The sequence below is a fragment of the Streptomyces sp. 2131.1 genome (assembly GCF_900105515.1).
Taxonomy (GTDB): domain Bacteria; phylum Actinomycetota; class Actinomycetes; order Streptomycetales; family Streptomycetaceae; genus Streptomyces; species Streptomyces drozdowiczii.
The window spans coordinates 6,517,712-6,529,924 of sequence record NZ_FNSY01000001.1 but is presented as its reverse complement, the minus strand read 5'-3'; the positions used below and the strand labels follow the sequence as shown (position 1 = coordinate 6,529,924).

7 protein-coding genes are annotated in these 12,213 nt (G+C 70.6%); 1 reads left to right on the top strand and 6 read right to left on the bottom strand.

The genetic code is table 11. The features are described from left to right. Positions 1-5: 5 nt before the first annotated feature. From BLW14_RS34655 to BLW14_RS34650, 6 genes are all read right to left on the bottom strand, one after another. The gene (locus BLW14_RS34655) at positions 6-566 is read right to left on the bottom strand and encodes a DUF6817 domain-containing protein (protein ID WP_177154137.1); all 561 of its coding nucleotides are present in this window, start codon (positions 564-566) and stop codon (positions 6-8) included. A gap of 9 nt (positions 567-575) precedes the next feature. Beyond that, positions 576-1,553: a TauD/TfdA family dioxygenase gene (locus tag BLW14_RS29155; protein WP_093710103.1), complete on the bottom strand. Its 978-nt coding sequence runs from the start codon at positions 1,551-1,553 to the stop codon at positions 576-578. 30 nt (positions 1,554-1,583) lie between these two features. Beyond that, a complete protein-coding gene (locus BLW14_RS29150; protein WP_093710102.1) occupies positions 1,584-9,683 on the bottom strand; it encodes a non-ribosomal peptide synthetase in 8,100 nt (2,699 codons plus the stop codon). Then, positions 9,680-9,922 carry an MbtH family protein gene (locus tag BLW14_RS29145; RefSeq protein WP_093710101.1) on the bottom strand — a complete coding sequence of 81 codons (243 nt, stop codon included), beginning with the start codon at positions 9,920-9,922 and terminating at the stop codon, positions 9,680-9,682. Before BLW14_RS29145 ends, BLW14_RS29150 begins: the two co-directional genes overlap by 4 nt. Positions 9,923-10,216: 294 nt before the next feature. Continuing rightward, positions 10,217-10,516, bottom strand: a complete 300-nt coding sequence (locus BLW14_RS29140) for a hypothetical protein (protein WP_093710100.1) — start codon at positions 10,514-10,516, stop codon at positions 10,217-10,219. A 7-nt stretch (positions 10,517-10,523) separates the two neighbouring features. Continuing rightward, a complete protein-coding gene (locus BLW14_RS34650; RefSeq protein WP_177154136.1) occupies positions 10,524-10,694 on the bottom strand; it encodes a hypothetical protein in 171 nt (56 codons plus the stop codon). Positions 10,695-11,065: 371 nt separating this feature from the next. On the opposite strand from BLW14_RS34650, the gene BLW14_RS29135 reads away from it, so the two are divergent. Further along, positions 11,066-12,037: a LuxR C-terminal-related transcriptional regulator gene (locus BLW14_RS29135; RefSeq protein ID WP_093710099.1), complete on the top strand. Its 972-nt coding sequence runs from the start codon at positions 11,066-11,068 to the stop codon at positions 12,035-12,037. The last annotated feature ends 176 nt before the right edge of the window (positions 12,038-12,213 follow it).

The window sequence follows — 12,213 nt, the reverse complement described above, 5'->3', positions numbered from 1 at the left end:
TCGTTTCAGATAATCGGCGGGGACAGCGGGTCGAAGCCGTAGGCCTCTTCCAACGCTTGCCGCGGGGTGGTGGGCAGGAAGCGACGCATTGCGTCGAACTCGCGCGCCCGGCTCATCCGACTGGATTCCGGGAAGCGCGGCCGCTGTTCGAGCCAGTTGGCCACGGTGAGCACGGCGAGGTCGGAGTACTGCTGGTCGGTTGTGCCGACCTGCCCTCCCGTACGGGTCTCCAGGAGGAAGGGAGCGCCTTCGAATGCGGCGTCGAAGATGCCGGCCCGGGAGACGGTGCCGAAGAGGTGGACGAGGGTCTCGGCCTCTTCCCCGATCAGATCGCGCACGACAGGGCGCAGTTCGAGCGGGACGGCCCCGGTCGGGAAGATCTCGGTGCCGTAGACGGAGTGGAACAGCCCGGCGTCGCACAGCTGTGGGCGGGAACCCCACGCCTCCAGCAGATCGTGGACGCCCTTCAGGTGCGCGAGAAGGTCCGCGCTGGAGTGCGCGAGCGCGTCGGTTCCGTGCTGCTGGAGAAACGCGACCCTGTCCTCGAAGGATGCGGTGGTGTTCATGACCGGCCGTCACGCTTCCTGTCGGCTGGACAGCGAGCCGGTCATGGCGACGAGCACCTTGCGAGGCCCCTCGAACCGGTTGCGTCCGTGCGAGAGCGTGAGGTTGTCGATGACCAGGAGGTCCCCGGGCTGCCAGGGGAAGGCGACGGTCCCCGCCTCGTAGGCCTTGCGCACCGCGGCCAGATCGGCGTCGGGAATGGGGCTGCCGTCGCCGTAGTACGCGTTCCTCGGGAGGTCCTCCTCCTTCATCAGCTCCAACAGCGCGAGCCTGGTCGCCTCGTTGAGGTTGGACACGTGGAAGAGGTGGGCCTGGTTCATCCACAGCGTCCGGCCGGTCACCGGGTGGACGGTGACCGCCTGGCACGTCTCGGTGGTCCGCAGCGACTCACCGCCCTCCAGCCATTCGACGACGATGTCGCGCTCGGCGCAGAAGCGCTCCACCTCCTCCCGGCTCATGCCGGGGAAGGTTTCCTGCCAGGAGATGCCGAGGCCGGCGCGGTAGTTGCGGACGTAGCGCACGCCGTGCCGTTCGAACCGCTCGCGGACATCGGCGGGGATGCGCTCGTAGACCGCGTGGCTGTCGGCCAGCGGGGTCTCGCCGCCGGAGGCGGCCGCGATCGCGGAGTAGAACCAGAGCCGCTCGGGCCAGGTGCTGGTGTACGCCATCTCGTTGTGCTGCGGGATGACCTCGGTGGCCGGGTACTCCGTCGAGGTGTAGACGTCGCCGACCTTGGTGCGCGGGGTCGAGCGGTAGGTGTACTCGTTGAGCTCGTCGCCGAAGACGCGCACGAACCGGGAGAAGACGGTCTCGTCCGGGACGTCGAAGCCGCGCAGCAGACAGGCGCCGGCCGAGGCGAGCCGCTCGGCCACCAGGTCGCGGTTCCGTTCGGCCCACGCCACCGGGGACAGGCCGGGCTCCGTGGCCTCGAAGAGGGCCACGAGCTGCTCGTCGGGGAAGAGGAGGTTTTCCTTCACGTTGCTGGTCATCTCGTGTGATCCGTTCTCTGAGTGCGTGGGTCAGGATTCGGCGCCGTCTGCCATCTCGCGGAGTACGCCCTCCACGAGGGCTGCGAGCTTCGCGATGCTGTCGCGGTCGTTGAGGTTGCGGCTGAAACGGAAGCCGAGGCGGAGCGCGCCGTCGTACACCCGGCCGTCGACGATGAGCCGGTGCATCCGCTGGAGTTCCGGCGCGGGCCAGGTGTCCTCGATGGGGGCGCCGAACAGCGGGGATTCGTCGGTGAACTTCGCCATCTCGCCCCAGTTGTTGACGAGGATGTCCGGCTTGCCGAGCGGGGCGAGTGCCCGGGCGACGTCCGGCCGGGCGCCGACGTGCCGGAGCAGGCCGAAGCCGAGGCCGCTGCGGGGCACGGCCCGCAGCTGTGCGGCGACCGAGTCGAGCAGACCGCGCGCCCCCGGGGTGGCCGGCAGGTCCAGCAGCCGTGGCGAGGTCATGGAGAACCGGCCGATGGCCCGGGACAGGTCGAGGTCCTCGCCCCCGAGTTCACGGCCCCGGGAGACCAGGTCGACGAGGACCGATTTCTGACCCGTCCACTCGGCGAAGCCCCCCAGCACAGCGGCGAGCAGCAGGTCGTTCAGGGTCAGCCCGTAGTCCCGCCGGATCAGCCGGCGCAGCGAGGCCGTGTCCGCTCCGCTCAGTTCGACGAACACCGACTCCTCGGAGGCCATGCTGTCCACGCCGTCCTGGTGGTCCAGTGGCCAGTCCGGGACGGCCCGCTCGGCGAGGGCGCTCCAGTAGGCGGCGTCCTCGTCCAGTTGGGCGGAGTGCGCGAGGGCGTCGAGGTTACGCGCCCACTGGGCGAAGGACGCGGTGACCGGTGCGAGCCGCGGCTCCTCGCCTTCGGCCACGGCGAGGTAGGCGGCCTGGAGGTCCTCGGTCAGCACGCCCCAGGAGCTGTTGTCCATCAGTTGGTGGTGGACGATGGCGACGAACCGGTCGGGGCGGCCGGCGCCGAAGCGCACCAGGGCGAAATGCAGGAGCGGCCCGTGTTCGAAGTCCACCTTGCGGTGCAGCGTCGCGTCCAGTCGCCGGAAGGCGACGTCCTGTGCCGCCGGGTCGAGTGCGGAGAGGTCGACGAAGGTGAACAGCTGCTGCTCGAAGCGCTCGTGGACCTTCACCCGGTAGGCGCCGCTGTCCTTCGGGAAGGAGATGCGCAGCGAGTCGTGGTGGGAGACCACCGCGGCGATCGCGCGCTCCATGAGCCGGGGGTCGAGCGTTTGGAGCGTCTCGAACATGAAGATGTGCGTGTAGAGGTGCTTGTCGGCGAAGTCCCGCTCCTGGAAGGCCAGGTTCGACGGCACCAGCGGGACGGTGCCGGTCTCGGCCGGGCCTTCACCGGGCGCATCCGGATCGGTGGCGACGGCGGCGAGGCCGGCGATCGTCGGGTTCGCGATGAACTGCGCGGGCGTGATCCCGATACCCGCCTTGCGCGCCCGGTCGACGACTCGGATCGCGTGCAGCGAGTCGCCCCCGACCTCGAAGAAGTCCTCGTCATGGCCGATCTCCGGCAGTCGCAGCACCTCCTTCCAGATCTCCGCCAGGGTCTCCCGGTGGCGGTAGCCGGGCGCATCCGGATCGGTGGCGACGGCGGCGAGGCCGGCAATGGTCGGGTTCGCGATGAACTGCGCGGGCGTGATCCCGATACCCGCCTTGCGCGCCCGGTCGACGACTCGGATCGCGTGCAGCGAGTCGCCCCCGACCTCGAAGAAGTCGTCGTTCGTCCCGACCTTCGGCAGCCGCAGCACCTCCTTCCAGATCGAGACCAGCTCCACGACCCGGTCGAGGTAGTCGGAGTCGTCGGTGGCCGGGCGGGAAGCCCCGGCCGTGCGTGTGGACAGGTTCTGCACCGGTGTCGCCTCCGTTGCGAGGAGCGTCACGCGGTCGACCTTGCCGTTGGACAGGCGCGGCAGGGAACCGACCGTGACGATCGTGGGAATCATGTAGTCGGGAAGCTTCTCCGCGAGGCCCGCCCGCAGCTCCGCGGCCGTGGTGCAGGAGCCCGTGCGAAGCGTGACGTAGCCGACCAGGCGCCGCTCGTCCGGGCCGTCCTCGACGCAGAACACCGCGCACTCGCGCACGTCGTCGAGCGCGGCCAGCTCCGAGGCGACCTCGCCGGGCTCGACCCGGTGGCCGCGGATCTTGGCCTGGTCACCGACGCGTCCGAGGAACTCCAGCGCTCCGCCGGGCAGGAACCGCCCGCGGTCACCGGTGCGGTAGAGGCGGCCGCCCGCCGGACCGCACGGGTCGGGAACGAACCGCTCGGCGGTCAGCGCCGGGTCGCCCAGGTAGCCGCGGGCGAGGCCGGGGCCGGTGACGACGATCTCCCCGGGGTTCCCCGGCGGGACACGGCGCAGCTCCTCGTCGACGACATGGACGCGCACCCCGTCGATCGGGCGCCCGAGCGGTACCACCACACCGCGGCCCACCCGGTCGGGGCCGACCGGTGCGGTGACGACGATGCCGGTGGTCTCGGTCTGGCCGTACATGTTGACCATGCGCGGCGTGTCACCGACCTGGGCGCGGATCGTCTCCGGCAGGTCGTACAGCAGGGGTTCGCTGGCGGTCAGGACGATCTCGGGCCGCCAGTCCTGGCGGGCGAGTGCCGGTGCGACGACCCGCAGGTAGGACGGCACCAAGTCGAGGACCTGCACGCCGTTGCGGGCCGCGTGGGCCAGGAGGTCGTCGGGTGAGGCGAGTTGTTCCCGCGTGGCGACGACCACCAGGCCACCGTGGGCCAGCGGCAGCATCAGCTGGCGCACGGAGGAGGAGAAGGCGAAGGAAGCGGTGTGCAGGACCACCGGGCGCTCGGGCAGCTCCAGGGCACGGGGCAGTGAGCGCACGTAGGCGTCGAGACCGGTGTGGGTGAGCACCGCTCCCTTGGGCTTCCCCTGGGTGCCCGAGGTGTAGACGATGTACGCGGGGCGTTCCGGCGACAGGGTGTGCGCGGGAGGCAGCTCGCCGACGGCCGCGTTGCCGATGTCCTCCAGGAGGAGCGGCCCGCCCGGTACGGTCGGCGCCCTGTTTTCCAGAGCGCGCGAGGTCAGGACGAGTCCGGGACGCGCGTCGGCGACGATCTCGGCCAGGCGGTCCGGTGGGTAGGCCGTATCCAGTGGCAGGTACGCGCCGCCCGCCTCCAGCACCGCCAGTACGGCGACGACGAGGTCGGTCCCGCGTTCCAGGTGCACCGCGACCGTCATCTCGGGTCCGACGCCGTGAGCGCGCAGCACCCGGGCGAGGTGCTCGCTGCGGCGTCCCAGCTCTCCGTACGAGAGGGTGGTCGTGCCGCAGGTGACGGCGGGCTCCTCGGGGCGACGCGCCGCCTGCTCCCGGAAGCGCTCCAGGAAGGTGCGGTCGTCCGGATCGGTGACGGCGTCCCTGCCGGCCAGGGCGTCCAGCTCGGCGTGTTCGCCGGGGAGCAGGACGTCCGCGTCGAGGATCCGCTGTCCCGGGTCGGCGGCGAGGCGTCCCAGCAGCGTTTCGAAGCGTCCCATCAGACGGGCGATCGTGTCCGCGTCGAAGAGGTCGGTGCTGTACTCGGCGTGCCCCTGGAGACCGTCCTCGGTCTCCCACAGGTCGACGACCAGATCGAACCGCGCCGTGACCTGCTCGCTCTCGATCTCGGTGAGGGTGAGCCCCTCACCTGCGCCGGGCATGTCACCCGGCATGTTCTGGAGCGCGAACCGCACCTGGAACAGCGGCGAATGACTGAGGCTGCGCTGGGGCGCGACGGCGTCGACCACCATGTCGAAGGGAACGTCCTGGTGCGCGTACGCACCGTTGGCGGTCTCCTTGACGCGCGCGAGCACCTCGGTGAAGGCCGGGTTGCCGGCGAGATCGACACGCAGCGCCAGGGTGTTGGCGAAGAAGCCGACGATGCTCTCGAGCTCGGTCATCGTCCGGTTGGCGATGGGCGTTCCGACGGTGACGTCCTCTCGGCCGCTCACGCGCGCCATGAGAACGTCGAAACCGGCGAGCAGTGTCATGAACAGCGAGACGCCTTCGCGGCGGGACAGCTCCGCGACCGCGTCGAGCAGTTCGCGCGACCAGGCCACCTCGTGCCGGGCGCCCCGGTAGCTCTGAACCGCGGGACGCGGCCGGTCGGTGGGCAGATCGAGCATGGGCGCCCCGCCGAGCTGCTGCTTCCAGTAGCCGAGCTGTGCGTCGAGGGTCTCCTCGTCCAGCCAGGAACGCTGCCAGAGCGTGTAGTCCACGTATGTGTACGACAGCGGGGGCAGCGGCGACGGCTGACCGGCGGCGAATGCCCGGTAGAGGGCCATGAGTTCGTCCAGCAGGATCGAGACGGACCAGCCGTCGGACACCGCGTGGTGCAGCGTGAGCAGGGCCACGTGGGCGTCCGGGGCGAGCCGGAGAAGACCTCCGCGCAGCAACGGCCCGCGCGCCAGGTCGAACGGCCGGCCGGCCTCCTCCTGGACGAGCGCGGCGAGCCGGGCCCCTGCGTTCGCCGTGCCGGTCAGGTCGTGCTCCTCGAAGGCGAAGTCCTCGGCCGGCAGGAACTCCTGGACCGGGTCCCCGTCAGGCGAGGGGAATCGGACCCGCAGCCCCTCATGGCGGCCCCAGAGCGCGGCGTACGCGGCCCGGAAGGCGTCGGGCCGGAAGGCACCGTCGAAACGCAGGGCGATCGGAACGTTGTAGAAGGAGCTGCCTTCGGCGAGGCGGCTCATGAAGTAGAGCCGCCCCTGCGCGTACGACAGCGGCACCGGGCCGGTGCGCGGAGCGCTCACCAGGCGGGGGCGCGGCGCACGACCGCCGAGGGCCTCGATGCGCACGGCGAGGTCGGCGAGGGACTGGGCCTCGAGGAAGAGCGACAGGGGCAGATCCATGTCGAGCGCCTTGCGGATGCGGGCGGCGGCCTGCACCGTCAGCAGCGAATGCCCGCCCAGTGCCTGGAAGTTGTCCTCCCGTCCGACCGAGGACAGGCCGAGGACGTCGGCCCACACATCCGCGATGACCTGCTCCAACGGCGACGCCGGCAGGTCGGGCACCACGACGGGGGCGTCCCTGGTGGGCTGGGGCAGCGCACGGCGGTCCACCTTGCCGCTCTGGGCGAGCGGCAGTTCGTCGAGCACCACGAAATGGTCGGGGACCATGTACTCGGGAAGGCCGGAGCGGAGTTCGGCACGCAGCCCGTCCTCCGCGCAGCCGGCACCGTCACCCGCCGGGGTGACGTAGGCGGCGAGCCTGTGCTCACCGGGCCGGTCCTCGCGGAGCAGGACCACGGCCTCGCGGACAGCCGCGAGTCGGGTCAGGGCGGCCTCGATCTCCTCCAGCTCGACGCGGTAGCCGCGTACCTTCACCTGGGTGTCGGCCCTGCCGAGGCACTCCAGCTCACCGTCCGGGCGCATCCGGACGAGGTCACCGGTGCGGTACAGGCGGGCGCCGGGTTCGGCCGCGAAGGGGTCGGGAACGAACCGCTCCGCCGTGAGTCCGGGACGGTTCCAGTAGCCGCGGGCCACTCCCGCTCCACCGATGAAGAGTTCACCGACCGCGCCGCGGGCGACGGGCTTCAGGTTGGTGTCGAGAACGTAGAGCCCGGTGTTGGCGATGGGCCGGCCGATCGGGACGGTTCCGGAAAGGTCGGTGCGGTCGTCCACCTCGTAAACACAGCAGCCGACGACCGTCTCGGTGGGGCCGTACTCGTTGACCACGCGCAGGCCGGGGGCGCGCTTGCGCCAGGCCTCGACCGTACGGCCGTGCAGGGACTCCCCACCCACGACCAGGTAGCCGTCCGCCCGGATCTCGACGGGCGGCACCGACTTGTCGAGCGCTTCGAGGTGGGCGGGGGTGAGCTTGATCAGCCCGTGCTCGACGTCCCGGCCGAGCATGCCGGAGAGCCGGTCCAGCTCCCGGCCCTCTTCCACCAGGACCACCGGCCGGCCCGCGAGGAGCGGACAGAAGAGCGTGGTGACGGACAGATCGAAACGCAGCGGGGAGACCAGGGGGGCGCCACCGCCGTCGGCCACCCGGTAGGCGCGCACGCTCCACTCCAGGTAGTTGCCGAGCCCTCGGTGGGTGACGACGACGCCCTTGGGGCGTCCGGTGGAACCCGAGGTGTAAATGACGTAGGCGGCGTTGTCCACGTGCGGGACGGGGTGGCCCGGAGCGTCCGCGGGGACCGGGGATCCGAGGGCCTCCTGCGCGACCAGCACGCGCGCACCGCTCTGCGGGAGCTCCGCCGCACGGCGGGCGTCGGTGACGACCACCCGCGCGGCCGCGTCGGCGAGCATGTAGGCGATGCGGTCGGCCGGGTCGGCGGTGTCCAGCGGCACATAGGCGCCGCCGGCCTTCAACGTCGCCAGGACCGCGACCACCAGGTCGACGCCGCGCTCGAGGTACAGCGCGACGCGCTCCTCCGGTCCGACGCCCTGGCTCCGGAGGTGGTGGGCCAGGCGGTCGGCGAGCGTGTTCAGCTCCCCGAATGTCAGCCGGCGCTCGCCGGCGACGAGGGCGACCGCGCCCGGCGTACGGCCCGCCTGGTCCTCGAAGAGCAGATGGGCGGGGCGGTTGCCGATGGACGGGTCCGCGGTGCGGTTGCCGTCGACGACCAGCTCCCGCAGCTCCTCCCCGGTCAGGAGAGGGGCGTCCGCGATCCGGGTCGCGGGGTCCTCGGTGAGCGCGTCGAGAAGAATGCCGAGGTGCGTGCCGATCCGCTCCACGGTCGCCGCGTCGAACAGGTCGGTCGCGTACTCGAAGACGCCGTGCAGGACGCCGTGGGCGTCGGGCCAGACCTCCAGGCTCAGGTCGTATTTCGCGGTCGCGGTGTGCTGCTCGACCACGCTGACCTTCATCCCGTCCAGGGTGATGTCCAGCGCGGGATCATGGACGAGCGCGAACAGTACCTGGGCGATCGGCGTGTGGCTGAGGTCGCGGTCGGGGTCGACCGCCTCGACGACTCGGTCGAAGGGCACGTCGCCGTGTGCCAGGGCCTCCTGGGTGAGGTCACGGACCCGGCCGACCAGTTCACGGAAGTCCGGTTCGCCCGAGATGTCCACACGCAGCGCGAGGGAGTTCGCGAAGAAGCCCACCAGGGACTCCCATTCGGCACGCGGCCGGTTGGCCACGGGAGTCACCGCCGTCACCTCGGAGTGCGAGGTGTAGCGCGACAGCAACGCGGCGAAGCCGGCGAGCAGAACCATGAACGGAGTCGCACGCTCCTGCGCCGCGATCTCCTCCACCCGCTGCCAGATGCCGGCCGGCAGCGAGAAGCGGTGGCGAGCGCCACGGAAGCTCTGCACCGCCGGACGCGGCCTGTCGGCCGGCAACTCGATGACCGGTACGGCGCCTTCCAGGGACTTCCGCCAGAAGGCGAGCCCCTCGTCCAGCCGCGCGGTGCGCTCCGGCCGGGCTTCCCAGGCGGCGTAGTCCGCGTACTGGAGCGGAAGCGGCTTCAGAAGAGCGTCGTCGCCCCTGGCCCCTGCCGCGTAGAGCTCGAACAGCTCGTCGATGACGATGCTCATCGACCAGCCGTCACAGACGCTGTGGTGGACGACCAACAGCAGCACGTGGTCCTCGGCGCCCCTTCGGAAGAGGGTGGCGCGGGCGAGCGGTCCGTCCTCCAGGGAGAACGGCCGCGACGCCTCGGCGACCAGCGCCTCCCGCAGGACGTCCTCGTCGCTGCTCTCCGCGGTCGCGGGCAGAGCGACCGGCGTGAGGTCCACATCGAGGTCCGGAAGGATCCGCTGCACGGGGCCCTCGCCGACGGACGGGAAGAAGGTGCGCAGCGACTCGTGACGACGGAACACGTCGCGGATCGCCCGCTCCAGTACGTCCGGCCGCAGCGCACCCTCGAAACGCAGCGCCACCGAGACGTTGAACATCGCCCCGCCGGGGTTCACCTGGTCCATGAACCACAGGCGGCGCTGGGCGTACGACAGCGGCAGCTGCCCGTCCCGCGACACCGGCTCGAGGGCGTCCCCGTCCGCACCTCGTCGCGCGGCGAGCCGCTTGGCAAGCAGCGCGCGTTTCGCCGGAGACATCGTTTCCAGGCGGGAGCGCGTCCTTTCCGTCCCGGCCGACGATTCCGGCGCCTGCCGGCCGGGGGCCGCCGCCTCGCCGAAGGCTCCGGTGCCGTCGGAGATCATCGCAGCTCCTTCGGACAGTCACCGGCGGTCTGCTGCTCCATGTGGGCCACCAGGCTCAGCGGACGCATGTCGGTCCAGTGCGCGTTGATATAGTCGAGGCCGGAGGACCGGTCGGTCGGGCCGTGGCTCACCGTCCATCCGGCCGGTACGTCCGCGGACTCGGGCCAGATCGAGTACTGGCCCTCACCGTTGACGACGACGTGAAAACTGCCATTGGGGTTGTCGAGCTGGTTCGACATCACACCTCGCTTAGCCTGATGTTTCGTGGATTGCGCCGGCCACTGGGCCGGTCATGGTTCAGGCCGTTCGCACGCCGCACTGCGAACCGGCCGGTTACGACGGGACGAGCCGGTCGGCGCGGACCCCGGTCCCGGTCGTCTCTGTCCTTCAGCACCGCGCCGACGCCGCCATGGCCCGTCGAAAACGCACCGGGCGGCTCGGGGCGCGGCGGCGGGCATGGCTGTTAAGCCCTTTCAAAGGGGCATGCGCAAAGAAAAAGAAGCCGCACATCTCACAGGCGTGCCGTGGCGCGGCTAGAACGGCCCGTCAGGCGGCAGGTAGCGGCCCTGCATCAGCGGTGATCCCGCATGGCAGCGATGAAGCAAGGAGCTGACCCGATGGGTCACACTGCGAAACCCGGGCACGGTGGGGTCGAGAGTGAGCAGGTACATCAGCAGATCGACCTGGTCCGTCCCCGCGCGGCCGGAAGCGTGTTCCAGACCGTCCTCGAGTGTCGCGTGCGCCCACAGGGCGTCCAGGACCTCGGAGACCTCGCTCGTGGGGTCGGCAAGGACCTTGATGCGACGGTGGAGGCTGGCATACACCACATCCATGTCCTGGTCAGCCGCCCCAGGTGCCCGTGCCGGGAGTGATCGGCTGGGTGGCGGGGGCCTGGGCCGCCGCGGCCGACGGAGAAGGCGCTGCCTTCACCGCGACGGAGGGCAGAAGCACGGCGACGCCCAGCGCAAGGGTGACGACTGCGGTGGCCTGGGCGATACGGGCGCGGATCACGGTGATCGTTCCTTTCGGAATGAGGAGGCGAATCGTCCGGTACCCGTTTCCCGCGATTGACGCTTCGTCCGGTTGCCGTTCGACTGGTCCCTACTGGCGATACGTAGCTTCGCCGCAGAGCAAGTCCCGTGGAAGACCCTTCGGGAGTCCTGAACAGGGCTTATCCGGATCAGGACATGCCGCCGCACTCGTTCCGGCGAACTTCCGGTCTCCCGCTGCGCCGGCCCTGACCGATACACCCGGAACATGCCTTCTTACATGACTTCGGCCTGCGTGAATGTCTCGAATTCTTGAGCGATGCTGTTCTGGACTGGAATAATTCCGCCCAGCGCGCTGCCGGGGGGCAGCGTTCAGAGGGGGAAGACAAGACCATGCTCCAAGCGCTCGGGTTGAGCACCAAAGCCGCTGACGTATATCAGGCAATGCTCGACCACCCCGGCCACAGCGTCGACCGAATCGCCCAGGTATGCGGCCTGGCTCCCACACAGGTCCACGACTGCCTCGACGAGCTCGGACAGGTGATGCTGGTCCGCGCCTCCAGCGAACACCCCGGACAGATGCGGGCCGTCGATCCGGAGATCGGCCTGGCCGGCATCGTCGCCCGCCAGGAGGCCGAATTCGCGGCACAACAGGCTCAACTCGCCGCCTCCCGCGCCGCGGTCACACGCATGGTGGCCGATCGCGCCCAGCAGCACCGCGGCCATGGCGAACGCCTGCTCGGCATGGACGCCATCCACAACCGGCTCGAACGTCTGTGTCGCGGCGCCCGCACCGAGATCGCCGGCGTCCAGCCCGGCGTCCAGCGTCCCGACGACCTCGCCGCCGGACGCGACCACGACCTCGCCGCCCTCAGCCGCGGGGTCGCGATACGGTCGCTCTATCAGGACCACGTCCGCAGGCACACCCACATCTCCGACTACGCCCGGACGCTCCTCAGTCACGGCGGGGAGGTCCGTACCGCGCCCACCATTCCCCAGCGCATGGTCATCGTCGACCGCACGCAAGCCCTGGTGCCGACCGATCCCGCCGACAACCGCCAGGGTGCGCTGCACGTCACCGAACCGGGGATCGTCACCGCCCTGCTCGAACTCTTCGAGCAGGGCTGGAACACCGCCGCCCCCTTCGGCACAGCCCGCGTCGATGACCCACAGCACGGCCTCACCGACCACGAACGTGAACTCCTGCGGCTGCTGGGCACCGGTCTCACGGACGAAGCGGTCGGGCAGCGCCTCGGCCTCACCGACCGCACGATCCGGCGGCAAGTGGCCTCGATCATGGAACGGCTCAACGCCTCCAGTCGCTTCGAAGCCGGTATCAAAGCAGCACAGCGCGGCTGGCTCTGACAAGAGGGCCAAACCGGCCCGTGGCCCCACAGCGGACGCGACAGCACCCTGCCTTCCTGCCGGTGGACGTGCCCGCCCCTGGCGATCTGGCGTCGGGCGCGACAACGACGGCGGCGCGCCGACGGGCGCGGCAGGACGGGGCGGGTGGCTACCGGCCGCGGCGCGGTCGCACCGGG